General features: G+C 29.0%; 15 protein-coding genes. 12 read left to right on the top strand and 3 right to left on the bottom strand.

Annotated features, from left to right (window positions below):
• Positions 1–127: 127 nt before the first annotated feature.
• Together Q1A46_RS17675 and Q1A46_RS17670 are read left to right on the top strand one after the other, a co-directional pair.
• Positions 128–517: a lipocalin family protein gene (locus Q1A46_RS17675; RefSeq protein WP_299682058.1), complete on the top strand. Its 390-nt coding sequence runs from the start codon at positions 128–130 to the stop codon at positions 515–517.
• A 190-nt stretch (positions 518–707) separates the two neighbouring features.
• Complete coding sequence (locus Q1A46_RS17670) at positions 708–1,100, top strand: lipocalin family protein (RefSeq protein WP_299682055.1); 393 nt, start codon at positions 708–710, stop codon at positions 1,098–1,100.
• Positions 1,101–1,160: 60 nt separating this feature from the next.
• On the opposite strand, the gene recR is transcribed toward Q1A46_RS17670, so the two are convergent.
• The gene (recR, locus tag Q1A46_RS17665; protein ID WP_299682052.1) at positions 1,161–1,778 is read right to left on the bottom strand and encodes a recombination mediator RecR; all 618 of its coding nucleotides are present in this window, start codon (positions 1,776–1,778) and stop codon (positions 1,161–1,163) included.
• Positions 1,779–1,901: 123 nt separating this feature from the next.
• On the opposite strand from recR, the gene Q1A46_RS17660 reads away from it, so the two are divergent.
• The 10 genes from Q1A46_RS17660 to Q1A46_RS17615 all read left to right on the top strand — a co-directional run bounded on the left by Q1A46_RS17660 (position 1,902) and on the right by Q1A46_RS17615 (position 14,114).
• Positions 1,902–3,365, top strand: coding sequence for an aminoacyl-histidine dipeptidase (locus tag Q1A46_RS17660; RefSeq protein WP_299682050.1), 1,464 nt, complete (start codon positions 1,902–1,904; stop codon positions 3,363–3,365).
• Positions 3,366–3,572: 207 nt separating this feature from the next.
• On the top strand, positions 3,573–4,262 hold the full coding sequence (locus tag Q1A46_RS17655; RefSeq protein WP_299682047.1) for a hypothetical protein: 690 nt from the start codon (positions 3,573–3,575) through the stop codon (positions 4,260–4,262).
• A gap of 3 nt (positions 4,263–4,265) precedes the next feature.
• Positions 4,266–6,992 (top strand): TonB-dependent receptor domain-containing protein, encoded by a 2,727-nt coding sequence (locus Q1A46_RS17650; protein ID WP_299682044.1) that lies wholly within the window; start codon positions 4,266–4,268, stop codon positions 6,990–6,992.
• Positions 6,993–6,995: 3 nt separating this feature from the next.
• On the top strand, positions 6,996–8,204 hold the full coding sequence (locus Q1A46_RS17645) for a DUF4249 domain-containing protein (protein ID WP_299682041.1): 1,209 nt from the start codon (positions 6,996–6,998) through the stop codon (positions 8,202–8,204).
• Positions 8,205–8,220: 16 nt separating this feature from the next.
• Complete coding sequence (locus Q1A46_RS17640; protein ID WP_299682038.1) at positions 8,221–9,879, top strand: hypothetical protein; 1,659 nt, start codon at positions 8,221–8,223, stop codon at positions 9,877–9,879.
• Positions 9,880–9,932: 53 nt separating this feature from the next.
• On the top strand, positions 9,933–10,517 hold the full coding sequence (locus Q1A46_RS17635; protein WP_299682035.1) for an acyl carrier protein phosphodiesterase: 585 nt from the start codon (positions 9,933–9,935) through the stop codon (positions 10,515–10,517).
• A gap of 38 nt (positions 10,518–10,555) precedes the next feature.
• Entirely contained in the window at positions 10,556–12,235 is a 1,680-nt protein-coding gene (gene ggt, locus Q1A46_RS17630; protein ID WP_299682032.1) for a gamma-glutamyltransferase, read from the top strand.
• Positions 12,236–12,290: 55 nt separating this feature from the next.
• On the top strand, positions 12,291–12,620 hold the full coding sequence (locus Q1A46_RS17625; RefSeq protein WP_299682029.1) for a YbjQ family protein: 330 nt from the start codon (positions 12,291–12,293) through the stop codon (positions 12,618–12,620).
• A 445-nt stretch (positions 12,621–13,065) separates the two neighbouring features.
• Complete coding sequence (locus Q1A46_RS17620; RefSeq protein WP_299682026.1) at positions 13,066–13,629, top strand: TVP38/TMEM64 family protein; 564 nt, start codon at positions 13,066–13,068, stop codon at positions 13,627–13,629.
• Between the two features lie 65 nt (positions 13,630–13,694).
• A complete protein-coding gene (locus tag Q1A46_RS17615) occupies positions 13,695–14,114 on the top strand; it encodes a VOC family protein (protein WP_299682023.1) in 420 nt (139 codons plus the stop codon).
• Positions 14,115–14,188: 74 nt separating this feature from the next.
• Here the strand turns inward: Q1A46_RS17615 and Q1A46_RS17610 are convergent, their stop codons facing one another.
• Complete coding sequence (locus Q1A46_RS17610) at positions 14,189–15,238, bottom strand: hypothetical protein (protein WP_299682020.1); 1,050 nt, start codon at positions 15,236–15,238, stop codon at positions 14,189–14,191.
• Positions 15,239–15,270: 32 nt separating this feature from the next.
• Entirely contained in the window at positions 15,271–17,517 is a 2,247-nt protein-coding gene (locus Q1A46_RS17605) for an IPT/TIG domain-containing protein (protein ID WP_299682017.1), read from the bottom strand.
• Between the last annotated feature and the right edge of the window lie 12 nt (positions 17,518–17,529).

Raw genomic sequence — 17,529 nt, 5'->3', positions numbered from 1 at the left:
TTTCAAACAATATAAATAAGAAGAGTGCAAAAGCACTCTTTTTTTTGAAAACACCTTACTAAATATCAATAGTTTGTAACTTTAATTTAATTAGATTTGCACCCCGAAACAAATTATTAAATACATTATGAAAAAACTATTATCAATCGCAGCAGCAATTTTACTATTTGTATCATGTTCAGAAGATGAAACAGTATCAGATCTAATTATTGGAACTTGGAAGTTAGAAAAACAAGTTTTTATTGACAATGGGCAAGTTATTGATGACACTACAGAATGTTCAAAAAACTCTACATTAACTTTTAATAGTGACAATACTATTACTTCAGAATTTTTTAGTGATAATGGTACTGAATGTCTTTCTGGAGGTGTAGACAAAGGAACTTGGAAAAATAACGGAAGTGGAGTTTATGAATTCACAGAAGACGGTGAAACAACTGCTGACGTTATTACTGTTGTTTTTTCTGATAATAATAATACATTAGTTATTGGAGAAAACACTTGGAAAAGACAATAAGACCTATCTAAAACTAGAGAAGTTTAACACAATAAAAGAGACTATATAGTCTCTTTTTTTATTTTAATACATCAATTAATTTCTAAAATAAAATTGCAAAAAACTATATAATAATTTACATTTTAAAGACGTTAAGTCTCTGGCAAATTTAATTACATTTGCCTTTCCTAAATAAATTATTAAATATATTATGAAAAAATTATTATCAATCGCAGCAGCAATCTTATTATTTGTATCATGTTCAGATGAAGAAACTGTATCAGATCCAATCATTGGAACTTGGAAGTTAGAAAAACAAGTTATTGTTGACAATGGTCAAACAATTGATGAAACTAATGAATGTACAAAACAATCTACTTTAGTTTTTAACAGTAACGGAACTACTACTAGTGAATTATTTGGAGGTACAGATGCTTCTAATTGTACTTCTGACGGCGTTGACAAAGGTACTTGGAAAAGTAATGGAAGTAATATTTATGAAGTTTTAGAAGATGGGGAAACTACTCCAGAAGTTTTCACAATAAACTTCACAGATAACAATACTAAATTTACTTTTGGTGCTACTACTTGGAAAAAACAATAAAGACTTGTTAAAAAGTAAAATAAAAAAAGAGCATTTTAAAAAATGCTCTTTTTTTATTATCTATTGTCTTAAACTATTTTCAAAAGGAATTCTATTCAGTATACTTCTACCAAGAGTAACCTCATCTGCATACTCCAGCTCATCTCCTACCGAAATTCCTCTAGCTATGGTTGAAGTTGTAATTCCATAACTTTCTATTTGTTTATAAATATAAAAATTAGTTGTATCACCTTCCATTGTTGAACTTAAAGCAAAAATTATTTCTTTAACTTCTCCACTCTTTACCTTACCAACTAACGATTCAATATTCAAATTTTGCGGGCCAACTCCTTCTATTGGTGAAATCTTTCCTCCTAAAACATGATACAAACCTCTAAACTGACCTGTATTTTCAATAGCCATTACATCTCTAATATCCTCAACAACACAAACAATCTCTTCTTTACGATTTGGATTACTACAAATATGACATAATTCTGTATCTGAAATATTATGACATTTTCTACACTCTTTAACTTCAGTTCTTAGCTGAGTTAATGCATTTGTTAAGTACTTTGTATTATCTGAAGGTTGTTTTAATAAATGTAAAACTAAACGTAAAGCTGTACGCTTCCCAATACCAGGTAATCTGCTAACTTCATTAACAGCATTTTCAAGAAGTTTAGATGAAAAATCCATATTGCGAAATTACAACAATCTAAAAGAAAGACATAGTAAAAAACAAATCATCTAAACACTAGAATAACTTCTTTAAAAACACCAAAAGATGTACCTTTGAATCATCAAACAAAACTAAAAGGAATGAGCTCAGAAATAAGAAATATTGAACCAAAAGTAGTTTGGAATCACTTCGCAGATTTAAACGCAGTTCCTCGTCCTTCTAAAAAAGAAGAACGTGTGATACAATTTATGGTTGATTTTGGTAAAAAGTTAAACTTAGAAACTTTTGTAGATAAAGTAGGTAACGTTATTATTCGTAAACCTGCTACTGCTGGAATGGAAAACAGAAAAACCATAGTAATGCAAAGTCACTTAGATATGGTTCACCAAAAGAATGCAGACACAAATTTCGATTTCGATACTGAAGGAATTAAAATGTTTATTGACGGAGACTGGGTTAAAGCTGAAGGAACAACTTTAGGTGCTGATAACGGATTAGGAGTTGCTTCTATTATGGCTGTATTATCTTCAGACGATATTCCTCACCCTGCAATCGAAGCTTTATTTACTATTGATGAAGAAACTGGTATGACTGGTGCAATGGGACTTGAAGGCGGAATTTTAACTGGTGATATTCTTTTAAACTTAGACACTGAAGAAGATGATGAAATTGGAATTGGTTGTGCTGGTGGTGTAGACATTACTGCTACTAGAACTTACGAATCTGAAAATACTCCAGAAAACACTACTGCTTTCGAACTTTCTGTAACAGGTTTAAATGGTGGACATTCTGGAATGGATATTCATAAAGGCTTAGGTAATGCCAATAAAATAATGAATCGCTTATTATTTGATGGTTTTACAAATTATGGTTTACGTATTTCTGAAATTAATGGAGGAAGTTTACGTAACGCTATTCCAAGAGAAAGTTTTGCTACTGTAGTTATCGATACAGTTTCTAAAGAACCTTTCTTATTTGAATTAAATGAGTTAATTAACGAAATTAAAAACGAGTTTGCTTCTTTAGAAGAAAATTTAACTATTGAACTTAAAGAAGTAGAAACTCCTGAAACTGTAATGGATTTAGGTGTTCAAATCGGCTTAATCAAATCTATTTACGGAGCTTTAAACGGAGTTTATCGTATGAGCCCGGATATTGAAGATTTAGTAGAAACATCTAACAATGTTGCAAGAGTTATTGTTAAAGACGGAGCTATTAAAATAGGTTGTTTAACACGTTCTTCTTCTGAAACTAATAAATGGGATTTAGCAAATTCTTTACGTTCTGTTTTCGAATTAGCTGGATTTGATGTAGAATTCTCTGGTTCTTATCCTGGTTGGTTGCCAAACACAAATTCAGATATTTTAAAAGTACTTAAGAGTTTATATGTAGAAATGAATGATGCAGAACCACACGTTGCTGCATGTCATGCTGGCTTAGAGTGTGGAATTTTAGGTCAAAATTACCCTAAAATGGATATGATTTCTTTCGGACCAAATATTAGAGGAGCGCATTCTCCTGATGAAAGAGCACAAATTCCTTCAATGCAAAAGTTTTGGAAATTCTTACTTGAAATTTTAAAAAATATTCCAAGTAAAAACTAATAATAGTCTGACTATAAAAAAATAAAGCTCTTTTAATCGATTTAAAAGAGCTTTATTTATTTCATAAACTTACTCCAATAAAGAAAAAACTTATAGTTAATTCACATTTATTTAAAACAAAAAATCAAAATAATTGCTTTTCGTTTATTAATTTGTAGCAATTTTTAAATTGCATTGTAAGATTAATTAACCAACTAAAACTATGAAATGAAGAAGTTTATCACTTTCTTTAGTATTCTGCTATTTATACAAATATCATTTGGCCAAGAAAAAGCAGAAAACAGACTTATTTATTCTTTTTTAGATAAAGCCATTGGAAATGTAAATACAAAACTTAGCTACGGGCCTGTTTATAAAGAAAAGTACATCAAAAAAACAAAAGATAATCATAACTTTTTTAAAACTGACCTATTCAAAAAAGGAAGTGTTACTTATAGAAACGAAACTTTCTTTAACGTATTTATAAAATATGATTTAGTTGAGGACTTTATTATTCTAAAAATTGAACATCAGAATCAACATGTTTCCATAATTCCAGAAAAAGACTTTCTAAGCAGTTTTAATATTGGAACTACTTCATTTGTTAAATTAAAAAATTTTGGTTTTGTTGAGAAACTAGAAGAACAAAAGCAATACGGTATTTATAGAAAACACTATAAAGTTAGTAAGGAAAATAATGATGGAAATTATATCCATCACACATTTCAAAAAAAACAAGACCGATACATTCTACACACGAAGAATAACTACTATACTGTAAAATCAAAAAGAGATTTCAAAAAAATTTATCCAGAAAAGAAAAAGATTATTTCAAAATTCTTCAATCAAAATAAATCATTATTCAAAAATGATTTTAGCCAATTTATATCTAAACTAATGAAAACAATACAAGCGTAACAAATGAAAAAGAAACTACTTTTCGTACTAACTTATTTTTTGTTTCTCGTTTTATATTCTCAAGAAAAAGGAAAAAAAATTACTATCACAGCCAATAGTTTAACAGCATTAGAAATTGTTGAACTCATAGAAAAAGACACAAATTATCAATTCTACTTTCTGGAAAATTGGTTTTCTGAAAAGCGCTATACTTTCTCTTATAAAAATGTAAAACTGGAAAAAATACTAAACGAAATATTTGATGCTAGTAACATCAACTATTACATATTAGAAGATTCTAAAATTATTCTATCGAAAGGTAATTTGATTAAAAATAGTGTTTTTAACACAAAACTTAACGATACAAATAATGATGCTCCAATCTTTGTAGACTCCTCTCCTAATTCAAAAGATGGTATTATTAAAATCGGAAAAGAAACAAGTATTAAAAGAGAAAAGTACACGCTATCTGGAACGATAACAAATGATAAAACTGGAAAACCTATTGAAGGAGTAACTATATTAGAGCGCAATAAAAATATATATGTTACTACTGATAAAAAAGGAAAATACAGCATTAAACTTCCTTATGGTAAAAACGATTTAGAAACTGCATTTTCTGGTTTTGAAACTCAATTTCAAAAACTAATTGTATACAACAACGGTCGTTTAAATTTTTCTATCAACGAAGTTTCTGAACAGCTAGATGAAGTATTTATTAACGCAAATAAAACAAAAAATATTCGTCAAACTATTGCTGGTATCAGTAGTATAAAAGCAGAAGATATAAAAACGATTCCTACAGTATTAGGAGAAAGAGATATTTTAAAAGTAGCTATTACTTTACCTGCAATTAAATCTGCTGGAGAAGGTTCTGAAGGTGTAAACGTAAGAGGTGGTAAAGTAGATCAAAACTTATTTTTATTAGACAATGGAGTTATTTACAATCCGACTCACTTTTTAGGTTTATTCTCTGCTATAAATCCTTTTACAACCAACGATTTAAAAGCCTACACAGGAACTATCCCTGCAGAATATGGTGGTAGATTATCTTCTGTTTTTGATATTAAAACCAAAGCTCCTGACACAAAAAAATTCAATGGAGAGGCTTCAATTGGTCCTGTAACCGGAAATGTACATATAGATATTCCTATAGTTAAAGAAAAATCAGGACTTATCATAGGTGGTCGAAGTACTTATTCGGGTTGGATTTTGAATTTAATTGATAATAAAGAACTTCAAAATAGTAATGTTTCTTTTTTCGATGTTATAGGTAAATACCAGCATACATTTAGCGATAAAGATGCATTAAAAATTACCGCGTATCACAGTAAAGATGAATATCAAATTGCTTCTGATACAATTAACCAATACGGAAATACATTAGTTACTCTAAATTGGAGACATCAATTCAATGAAAAAAATACTGCTAATCTAACTTTATCGAATAGTAATTATGCTTTTAACATCGATTATGACGGTGGACAAACCAATAAAGGTTTTGATTTAAAATACAGAGTTAATGAAACTGATTTAAAATTTTCAATGAACTATAATCATTCGAAAACTCATAAATTTAAATATGGATTAGAGTCTAAACTATATAATATTAATCCAGGTACAATTGCACCTAAAGGAATCAACTCAGAAGTAATTCCTTTAAACGTTCGTGATGAAAAAGCACTTGAAAACAGTCTTTTTGTTTTAGATGAAATTAAAATAAATAAGAAACTAAATTTTAATGTCGGATTAAGATTAAATCAATATTTGGCTTTAGGTTCTGCTTCTGAGAGAATTTATGAAAATGGCGTTCCGAAAAATGAATCAACTCTTGTTAACACAATTGAACATGGTGAAAACGATATTTTTAAAACATATCATAATTTAAGTTACAGACTTTCTGGCCGTTATTCATTTAGTGATAGTTTTTCTGCAAAAGCAGGTTTTAATAAGTCCTTTCAGTATATCCATAGATTAAATAACAATACAACTGCAACACCAGTAGATACATGGAGACTTTCTGATACCAATATAAAACCTCAAGAAGGTTCTCAAATTTCTTTAGGACTGTTTAAAAATTTAAGCGACGATACATACGAACTTAGCTTAGAAGGATACTATAAGGAATACAAAAATTTACTTGATTATAAAATTGGAGCAAACTTATTATTAAATGAAAATATAGAAACCGAAGTTTTACAAGGAAATGGTAAATCTTATGGGGTCGAATTTTTATTCCGAAAAAATAAAGGACGTTTAAACGGATGGTTAGGATACAGTTATTCTAGATCTTTAATTCAATTAGATAGTAATTTTGATGAAGAACGTGTAAATAATGGCTTATTTTTCCCTACCAATTATGATATTCCTCACGACTTAAATGCTGTATTAAATTATAAATTCACTAAAAGATACAGTTTATCTGTCAACTTTACCTATCAAACAGGAAAACCAATCACCTACCCTACTGGAAAATATGTGATTGATGATATTGAATTTTTAACCTATAGCAATAGAAATCAATTTAGAATACCTGATTATTACAGAATGGATATAGGAATTAATATAGAAGGAAATCATAAAATTAAAAAATTCGCTCATAGCTTCTGGAATATTTCTATTTACAATGTCTTAGGTAGAAATAACCCTTATTCTGCTTTCTTTGAAACTTCTAACGGAAACGTAAAAAGTTATCAGAGTTCTATTTTCTCTACACCAATTCCTACAATTACTTACAATTTCAAATTTTAAACTATGAAAAAACATTTCATTTACTTTTTAATTATAATTCAGGTTGTAACTAGTTGTATACAACCTTTAGAAATTGACGATATAACATTTGAAGAAAATATTGTTGTAAAAGCTATCTTAACAAATGAATTAAAGAATCACGATATACTTCTTTCAAAAACCATTCATATCGATTCTACTGGAACTAATCCTGTTGAAAATGCAACCGTTTATATTACCGATGACACAGGAATTACATATAATTTTCGTGAAAACATGAGTGGAACATATACTTCTAATGTACAGTTTGCTGCTGAACCTTTAAAAAATTACACTTTACATATAGAAACTTCATCAGGTTTAAAATACAGTTCTACAGCAGAACAATTACCCCCAATTTCTGAGATTGACAAACTTGATTTTGATATAGAATTAAATGACGATGGAAGAGAATCTCTGGTTATTAAAGCTAATAGTATTCTTAACAGTGGAGATGGTGGGTATTACCGATATTCATACGATGAAACTTACAAAGTGAAAGCAACATACTGGAGTCCTAAAACAATTAAAATTGTTTCTACTAATCCATATAATTTTAGCTTAGTTGACAAAGATCCTAACATTTATGGTGTTGGTTTTTGTTATGGAAATGAAAAGGCAAAAAAAATTATGGTTACAGAAACAAAAACATTAGGAGAAGATCGTGTATTAGCTTTTCCTTTAAGAACAATTGTTTTAGATAGTTATATTATTGGAATTCGTTATAGTATTCTTGTTAATCAATATGTTTTAAATAAAAACACATACGATTATTATGAATTATTAAGTAAATTTTCTGATCCTGATAATATTTTTTCTCAAGTACAACTAGGAAATATTCCTAGCAATATTACTTCTGAAACTAATCCTTCAGAAAATAAAGTTTCAGGTTTTTTTGAAGTTTCATCTGTGTATACTGAAAGATTTTATATGAATAGAGAAGATATTACCGATACTAGTTTTATTAATTACGTAAGAACATCTTCTTGTCAAGAAACAGTTAATCCAGCTTTAGAAGATCAATTTGGTGGATCACCGCTTTTTAATTTTTTAAATGGTAACGGTTATATCTTTTTTATGGAAGATCCTAATAATCCTCAATCAACTACTAGACCTTATTTTTTAATTGGTAGAACATGTGGTGATTGTACAAGTGTCGGACCTCCAATTGCTCCAAGTTTTTGGGTAGATTAAAAAACATTGCAAATTCATGAAAGAAATATTTTTATTTATATCAACATTTTTATTTTTAGCTGTAAATGCTCAATCTGAACATTCATTTAAAGTTAAAAACACTGAACAATTCCCAACGGAAAACATACAATTACATTACAATAACGAGCTTTTAATAACCGGTGAAACTTTATATTATAAAATCTACTGTTTTAATCAGAATAATGATTTTTCAGAATATAGTAAAATAGCTTATTTAGAATTATTATCTCCTAAAAATGAAACTATTATAAAACAAAAAATAAAGCTAGAATCTGGTATTGGATTTGGCGATCTTTTTATAAACACAAATATTAAAACAGGTGTTTACAAACTAATTTGTTATACAAATTGGATGAAAAATTATAATAACTATTTTGAAGAGAATGTATTTGTTGTTAATCCTTTTTCTAATGACATTATTACTAAAAACAATACTTCAATAGATTATAAAATAAATAGGCATTCTTCTAGTAAATCAAAAATTTCAATCACCAATAAATCAAACTACAATAAAAGAGAAAAAGTAATTTTAGATTTAAATAAATTAAATCTTTCTTCTAAAGAACATTTGTCAATATCTGTAAAAAGGAAAAATAATATTAACCTTCCTTTAAAAAACGAACAGAAAGCAAAATTTAAAAATCAACTAAACAATAACATTAAATTTTTACCTGAATTAAGAGGAAATTTAATTCAAGGAAAAATTGTATCAAAAAAAGGCAGTAACGTTACCAACAAATCTGTTTCCTTATCTATAAATAATAATCATTTACCATTAATGGCTACTACAAATCATAATGGTGAATTTTATTTTAATATCCCATATTTAAATACAGATAAAATTTATTTACAAATTCTAGTTCCTAACGCTTCAGAATATGAAATAATAACGGCTAATGACACAAAAACTAAAGTTAATTCAGAGTTTCCTAAAATTGATCTTTCACAACATATAGTTAATGCTATAAAAGATCGTACAATATATGCACAGATAAAAAATGCTTATTATGAAGTTAAAAAAGATACTACGTCTTCTTTTAACACTAATGATATTTTATTAGATAAAAGAAAGACAACCTATGTTCTGGATGATTACAAAAGATTTAAATCACTACGGGAAACTTTTGTTGAAATTATTACAAAGGCAAGAATTAGATCTCAAAATAAAAAATATAGAATTATAGTTCCGTCAGAGGATATTAAAACAACCGGATTTATCGGAAATATTCCTTCATTATTAATTGTTGATGGTCATATTGTTTTTGACCATGACCAATTTATGGATTTTGACTGTTCTAAAATCAATAAAATATCTATAGTAAATCGTAAATATTGCTACGGAAATTCGATTTATCAAGGAATAACATTTATTGATACATTTAAGAAAGATTTTATTCCTACAGATAACATCAAACAAGTTTCTGTAATGAATATTCAACCGAAGAAAGAATACTATTTTGAAAATTATAACACCTCATCAAAAAATAGAATTCCCGATTTCAGAACACAGTTATATTGGAATCCTAATATAGACTCTAAAAAGAAAATTAATTTTTATACATCAGATGTTTCAGGTAATTATGAAATTATAATTGAAGGATATTCAAATAGTGGTAAATCAATACGTTTTACACATGAGTTTTCTGTAAAGTAAAATACATTTTTTCATCGTTAGATGAATTTATGTTTTTTGCTTACTTTTAAACAATGAATTTTTTAGCCCATTTGTATTTATCCCCAAACAATAATGAAATCATGATAGGTAATTTTATTGCCGATCATGTTAGAGGAAATAAATTCAAACATTATCCAGAAGACATTCAAAAAGGAATATATCTCCATAGAGCTATTGACACATTTACTGATGCTAATGAAATTGTTCGAATAAGTAAACGTCGTTTACATGAACGTTACGGGCATTACGATGGTGTTATTATTGATATTTTTTACGACCATTTTCTTGCTAAAAACTGGAGCAATTACTCTCAAATTCCTTTAGATATTTACACTAACAGTATTTATCAATTATTAGAGAAAAACAAAGAGATTCTTCCTGAAAAAACACAACATTTACTTCCTTACATGATACAATACAATTGGTTATATAATTACCAATTTACAGATGGAATTCAAGATGTTTTAAACGGAATGAATAGACGAACCAAAGGAAAATCTAAAATGAATTTAGCTATTGAAGATCTGGAATTATATTACACAGATCTTGAAAATGATTTTCAAACCTTTATGTTTGAATTGATCAATTTTGTAGCTATAGAAATTGATAAAATCTAATTTTATAAAAACCAAAAACTCTATAAACCTTCAACCAAATGAAACAAAGTTTTGCCTTACTTTTATGCATCATACTACTATTTAATTGTAAAAAACAACCAGAAATAGGATTAATCACCGAAAAAGCCATGGTTGTTTCTGCAAGAGAAGAAGCTTCTAAAATTGGAGCTGATATTCTTAAAAAAGGTGGTAATGCTTTCGATGCTATGGCTGCAACTGAACTTGCCTTAGCTGTTTCTTTTCCTTATGCCGGAAATATTGGAGGTGGCGGATTTATGGTGTATCGAAAAAATGATGGTGAAATCGGTGCATTAGACTATAGAGAAAAAGCTCCAATGGCAGCAACTCAAAATATGTATTTAGATTCTCTTGGAAATGTTATTAAAGGAAAAAGCACTGTAGGAGCTACTGCTGTTGGTATTCCTGGAACTGTTGCTGGAGTTTTTGCTGCACATAAAAAATTCGGTTCGCTTCCTATCGAAGAAATTATACAACCTGTTATCAATTTGGCTAAAAAAGGTGTTGTTGTAACTCAAAAACAAGAAAATCGTTTGAAAAAGCATACCCCAGATTTCAGAAAAGCAAATACTGAAACTATTCTATTAGATAACAATTGGAAAAAAGGTGACACTATAAAATATATGTCTTTAGCTGAAACATTAACTCGAATCCAAAAAAATGGTCGAGATGAATTTTACAAAGGTGAAACAGCAAAAATATTAGCTAAATTCATGCAGGAAAACGGAGGATATATTACTGAAGAAGATTTAGCTAAATACGAAGCTAAATGGAGAACTCCGATCGTATTTAATTACGATGAATTAAAAATTATTTCTATGGCCCCGCCTTCTAGTGGAGGAATTTGTTTAGCACAAATTATGAATGCTATCGAACCTTATGATTTAGATAAATATGGACATAATTCTGCTAAATCTATTCAAGTAATTACTGAAGCTGAACGAAGAGCTTATGCCGATAGAAGTTTTTTCTTAGGTGATCCTGATTTTGTAAAAATTCCAAAGGAAACTTTAATTAGTAAACCTTATAGTACTTCTAGAATGGAGAACTTTACTTTTGATAAAGCTACTCCTTCTAGTGATGTTTCTCATGGTAATATTACATTTTCAGAAAGTAATGAAACAACCCACTACTCTATTGTTGATCAATTCGGAAATGCAGTTTCTGTAACTACAACTATTAATGCTGCTTTTGGCTCTAAATTATATTGTAGCGAACTAGGTTTCTTTTTAAATAATGAAATGGATGATTTCAGCAGTAAACCTGGTGTACCAAACATGTTTGGTTTAGTTGGTGCTGAAGCAAATAAAATTGAACCAGAAAAAAGAATGTTAAGTTCTATGACACCAACTATTGTTGAGAAAAACGGAAAATTATTTATGGTTGTAGGAACTCCAGGAGGTTCTACTATAATCACTTCTGTTTTACAAACAATTTTAAATGTTCACGAATACAAGATGGGAATGCAAGAAGCTGTTAATCAACCTCGTTTTCATCATCAATGGTTACCAGATGATATTAAAATGGAACCGAACGGTTTTTCTGAAGAAATTAAAAACAAATTAAAATCTTTAGGGTATAAATTAGATGAAACTAACTCACCTGTAATTGGTAAAGTTGATGCTATTTTAGTACTTCCTGATGGAAAACTAGAAGGTGGAGCAGATCATCGAGGTGATGATAAAGCTGTTGGTTTCTAAATATTAGAATGTAACAAAAGATTCTTTTCTACTACTAATATTAAAAATATTAACTATGATTTTAACAACAACTAACTCGATTGAAGGATACAAAATAACTGAATACAAAGGAATTGTAACCGGTATTTCTTACAACTCTTCATACAACCACAACGGAACTAAAATGTCTTTTAAAGATATGTTTAGTATGAAAAAATATTACGAAGCTTATGAATTAGGTTTAGATGGTATTAAAGAAGAAGCTTTTCAAAAACTCAAAAGCAATGCTGAAAAACTAAATGCAGATGCCGTCGTAGGAATTAAAATTGATATTGAAACTGTATCAAGTTCAACAGTATTGGTTGTTTCTATTACCGGAACTGCTGTACGAATTTCTCCTCAATAAGAATATTAATGTCAACCAGATACGAACGTAAAAGAAGAAAGGCTAATAAATTAATTATTGGCTTTTTTATTCTTTATAATATATTGTTAATCTTAATCTACCTCAATCTATTACCTCTGCTTGATTTTTACTTATTCTTTCTAATTTTCATATACTCACCTTTAGGGTTAATTTTAATCGCTATGCTTTTCTTGTTTTTACTGATCACAAATGGAATAAAAAGTAAAATTGTTTTGTATGGTTTTTATTTAATACTACTTTCTATTTTATTGGTATTCTTCGCTCCTAAATTATTATTTAACTGATAACTAAATCAGTTTACACTTTTTAACTACAATCTCTTTATTTTTAAAACAGAAGTAACATTTCTTTTAAATGGTCGTCTTATCAAGTAAATTCTAGAAATAGAATAATAATTGCACTATTAACCTTTTTGAAGAAAACTATGTTAAAGACAGGAAAAAAGATCTTTTATATACTCTGGGGAGTATTACTTATTTATCTTTTATATCGCTATGTTCAAAATCCAGAAATATTCTCTGTTGAGTATATTAAAGATTTTATTAGTTCTTATAAAGGACAAATTATGACTGTATATATATTACTATCATTTATACGAGGTTTTTTCTTAATTCCGAGTACTCCTTTTGTAATTACTGGCGTTTTATTATTTCCAGATCAATTACTCTTGGTATTAGTTATATCTATGGTAGGAATTATGTTATCTGCCACATCTCTTTATTACTTTGCAGATCTTTTAGGTTTTAGTGAATATTTAGAAAAAAAATATCCTAAAAAAGTTAAAAAGTGGGAAAGTAAACTCCAAAGTTCAAAAGCTACATATTTAGTTTTAGGATGGTCTTTTTTCCCTTTAGTTCCAACTGATATTATTTGTTATGTTGCAGGAATTATTAAAATGCCTTTTAAATATATGTTTACTGGCGTATTTATTGGCGAATTAGTTTTAGTTACCTTTTATGTATATTCTGGTTCTATGTTAGGTTTATAAATCTATTATTGATTTAAAAACTGAAGAATAGTATCTTTGAAACTATTCAATATTAGACAAAAAAAATGATACAACCTTTTCACATTGCCATACCTGTTCAAGATTTAGAAAAATGTCGTTCTTATTACAGAGATATTTTACAATGTGAAGAAGGCAGAAGTGCTGAACATTGGGTTGATTTTAACTTCTTTGGACATCAATTGGTAATTCATCAAAAAGAAAATTTTATTCCAACAAAATCAATTACAAATCCAGTTGACGGACATGATGTTCCTGTTCCGCATTTTGGTGTAGTATTATCTTGGGATGACTGGCATAAATTAGCAGATCATTTAAAAAGTGTAAATACAAAATTTGTTATTGAGCCAACGATTCGGTTTAAAGGAAAAGTTGGAGAACAAGCTACTATGTTTTTTAACGATCCTGAAAATAATGCTTTAGAGTTTAAAGCTTTTAAAGATATGAGTCAACTTTTTGCTAAATAAAACACCATCATTTTTTCAAAAAATAAAAGAAATGATGGTATAAAATATTTTTGAATAATATGCTGTATTAGAAATTAAATACTTTCTACAGCTTTTAAAATTTTGTCTTTTTCTTGACTATCAAAATGCTCTAAAAAACTCATTAACTTTGATTCTTCTTGCTTTTTTATTAAATCAAAATCAACACTAAATGGAGTTCCGTCGTAATATCTAGCTTCAGTTCCTGGTCCGTCTGGAGAACCATGATCTGCATCTATAGATTGTCTCCATCTCCAAGCATGACTTGCCCATTCATTCTGATCTACAAGTTCTGGTTCTGTAAACCAAACATTCCATGTTAGCACGTTCTTTTCTTGTAACATATTACCAGAACCTAAGTTGAAAACATCCATAACCAATGCATTAAATTCGTCAACTATTGGATATCCTGTTTTTACAATTGGGCCTATTTGAACTTCTAAATTCCCTACAGTCCAAGCTTCAGCTTCGTGCTTAGCAAAATCTGGTATAGGAAAACCTGTACTTAAACCTTTTCTCACTGGAAATACCGGCTGATCTGGATCTCCATTTTTATGAGTTGTAACCATTATTGCTTGAGACTTAGTAAAAGGAAATGGAAAACGAGCATCTTGTAATTTATCCCATAATAACTTCTGAATTCCAGAAACTATCCAACCTTCTTTCGATTTTGGTGGACTAAACCATATTTTTCCTACAACACCCATTTCTGCCGCTAATTCTCGGTTATCTTCATTAACCCAACCTCTTGTTCCAGTAACAGTTACTTCTACATTTAATGACCCAAAAAGTGGTGATGTAATACCTTGTTGCGGACAAATAATAGAATATACTCTACCTTCATTTGTATACCCAATTCTTGAAATATCTGGTGCAAACATTTGATAGCATCGTTTTGGATCTGCAGCCCCCATTTTTGTTTCCCAGCTAAATTCTGGCCATTTTACAGCTTGCTGACGCTGTAATCTTCCAATATTTAACATGTTATCAGGCATTGGTAACGAAGTTAAATTTGGATTTGGATAAGCAAATTCTGGATTAGAATTTGCAAAGCCTCCAACCCAGCCAGCTGGAATATTTAAAATGGTTTGATTTTTAGTTTCCATGATATATTTAGTTTTAATTAAGGTTCATTAGTCTACTTTGTTTTCTTCCAAACACCTAAAATTAATTTAAGTTTATCTGTTTTCTTAGGGAAAACTCCTGGAAATTCTGAAGGAACTTGTGGTTGATTTCCTTGATTTCCTCCAATAGGATTTTCATCATATGCAAATCCATATGCTTTTGCCATATATGTTCCTCTCGCCGATTTTACTGCGTTTTTAGGTAGTGAAAAAATAGTTTTTGTACCAACTTTAGCCGTATGCATAAAATATGAAAACATATTTTGTGGTTGTCCTGCTGGATACCATTTTGTTTCATCCCCCCAATTTTTAGTTGTTCTACCAGCGGAAGTAGTATCAGGAAAACTTAATAATGCTACACCTCTATTTAATGCTGTACTTATTTGATTTTCTAATCCTTTTACTACAACTTGATCATTGGCATTTGAGTATCTAAAAACTCCATCTGCAAATAAACCTATTCCAGCGAAAGTCATGTGCCCAGGTGAATAATAATAATTCGTTGGTGCTTTAGAAAATTTGTATTGAAAGTAACTAGGGTAATCTGTACTTGAATTTAAAGTAACAGATGTGATAGTATTATTTAATTTAGTAATTGCAGTAATTCGCGTTGTTCCATCTGTAGAACCTCCTCCAGAACTTACATACATTCCTGTTACTAAACCACAATCAGATGGTAATGGATTTTTAAATGTTAATACATTATTACTTATTTTTCCAAAAATCGGTTTTATATCTCCACTTTTTGAATCTTTGTAAGAAACTACAGAAAAACCAACTGGATTAAATATATGTAATGTTGTTGCATTAGAACTTTTGAACTCTAATGCTGAATGTGTATTAGTAGTACCTGGAAAAACCATATTTTTTATTGGAGTTACAGCATAGTTTCTAGCAAACTTTCCATTTCCGTTTTGCCAAATATTCATTTTCATATTAGCATCTGTAAATAATTGTTCTATAGCTTTATTGAATACTATATCTAAATCATTTGTATTACTATCTAAATACATACCTGGATTTAACAAAACAGATGATTCTCCTTGAGGTGTATACACTAAATCTTTATATCCCTTAGAAACATCTTTTTGGTTTAAAAATGTTTGGTATGCTTCAATTACTTCATTTCCACTTATTCCTGAAGTTTGCCCTACTCTATCTAATTCTTTTCCTGATTTATCTTCAGCAAGTATAGAAACTGGGAAGAAAAATCCATCCACAAAAGAAGCATCTATATACAGGTTTTGTTTACTCAAGAATGTTGCTTCTATATAACTATATTGAGGAAACTGGTCTTGAGGCGGGTTGTTTACCTGAAATACATTAGCTCCCGATGCATTAAATTTAAATCCTAAATTTCCATTTGGTGTTTTACTTGAATTATCTTGATATGTTTTACTAGTATCTTTTACGAAAAAATAAATTCGTGCTCCATTAATTTCATTTTTATTCGATAGATTGATACTTGTTATATCTTTTCCTAATTCATAAGATTCTACATATCCTTTTTTAATTGAAAACGATTTAAAGCTTCCTTCTTTCGTGTTTTCATCAAGAGCAAGATATTTCTTAGAAGTTGTACTGTAACCTAATACATAAACTTTGTAATTTGAGCTCAATCCAGTAAGATTTTCTAGAGATAATTCATAAGTGTTTTTTACAGAATTATTTTTATAATTGAATTGAAAAGGTACTGATACATATTGAGCTTGAACATCTACAGCTACAGTTACATTACCAGCTACATGAGGGGGATTTACAACTTTAATAACAGAATCGTTTACAGATATTGGTTTGTTACCCGATTTTCCAAACTTCACATAAGTTGCTCCTGAAAAGTACTTTCCTTTTATAGTAATAGTTTTCCCTCCTTTTACTGAAGTAGTATCTGGACTCATTGTATTTACTTCTGGCAATTTATATTCAAAATTAATTGGAGCATAAACCTTATTAGCATCTTTCTTTAATTCTAAATACACAGAAAAACTCTGAGGATTTGATCGTTTTGATGTTTTAAAGGTTATAGTAGAGTCATTTACATAAGTAATATTTGAAACTCCTACTCCATTCGGATATTTTGCATTTTTAAAAAAGACTCCAACAGATTTATTTTTGTCAAATCCACTTCCTTTTAATGTCACTAAAGTTTCTCCTGCTAAAGAACCTTTAGACGGACTCATACTAGTTATACTTTGACTTGTAATTGAAATCATTCCAAGTAAAAAGAAAACACATACACTTACTAAGTTTCTATAATTCATTATTTCCATGTT

The sequence above is a fragment of the uncultured Tenacibaculum sp. genome (assembly GCF_947502995.1).
Lineage (GTDB): Bacteria > Bacteroidota > Bacteroidia > Flavobacteriales > Flavobacteriaceae > Polaribacter.
The sequence above is the reverse complement of the archived record's forward strand: the minus strand, read 5'-3'. Positions and strand labels throughout refer to the sequence as shown.

Coding starts and splice junctions, on each gene's coding strand:
- Q1A46_RS17675 (WP_299682058.1), top strand. CDS start 128: ATGAAAAAACTATTATCAATCGCAGCAGCAATTTTACTATTTGTATCA.
- Q1A46_RS17670 (WP_299682055.1), top strand. CDS start 708: ATGAAAAAATTATTATCAATCGCAGCAGCAATCTTATTATTTGTATCA.
- recR (WP_299682052.1), bottom strand. CDS start 1,778: ATGGATTTTTCATCTAAACTTCTTGAAAATGCTGTTAATGAAGTTAGC.
- Q1A46_RS17660 (WP_299682050.1), top strand. CDS start 1,902: ATGAGCTCAGAAATAAGAAATATTGAACCAAAAGTAGTTTGGAATCAC.
- Q1A46_RS17655 (WP_299682047.1), top strand. CDS start 3,573: ATGAAGAAGTTTATCACTTTCTTTAGTATTCTGCTATTTATACAAATA.
- Q1A46_RS17650 (WP_299682044.1), top strand. CDS start 4,266: ATGAAAAAGAAACTACTTTTCGTACTAACTTATTTTTTGTTTCTCGTT.
- Q1A46_RS17645 (WP_299682041.1), top strand. CDS start 6,996: ATGAAAAAACATTTCATTTACTTTTTAATTATAATTCAGGTTGTAACT.
- Q1A46_RS17640 (WP_299682038.1), top strand. CDS start 8,221: ATGAAAGAAATATTTTTATTTATATCAACATTTTTATTTTTAGCTGTA.
- Q1A46_RS17635 (WP_299682035.1), top strand. CDS start 9,933: ATGAATTTTTTAGCCCATTTGTATTTATCCCCAAACAATAATGAAATC.
- ggt (WP_299682032.1), top strand. CDS start 10,556: ATGAAACAAAGTTTTGCCTTACTTTTATGCATCATACTACTATTTAAT.
- Q1A46_RS17625 (WP_299682029.1), top strand. CDS start 12,291: ATGATTTTAACAACAACTAACTCGATTGAAGGATACAAAATAACTGAA.
- Q1A46_RS17620 (WP_299682026.1), top strand. CDS start 13,066: ATGTTAAAGACAGGAAAAAAGATCTTTTATATACTCTGGGGAGTATTA.
- Q1A46_RS17615 (WP_299682023.1), top strand. CDS start 13,695: ATGATACAACCTTTTCACATTGCCATACCTGTTCAAGATTTAGAAAAA.
- Q1A46_RS17610 (WP_299682020.1), bottom strand. CDS start 15,238: ATGGAAACTAAAAATCAAACCATTTTAAATATTCCAGCTGGCTGGGTT.
- Q1A46_RS17605 (WP_299682017.1), bottom strand. CDS start 17,517: ATGAATTATAGAAACTTAGTAAGTGTATGTGTTTTCTTTTTACTTGGA.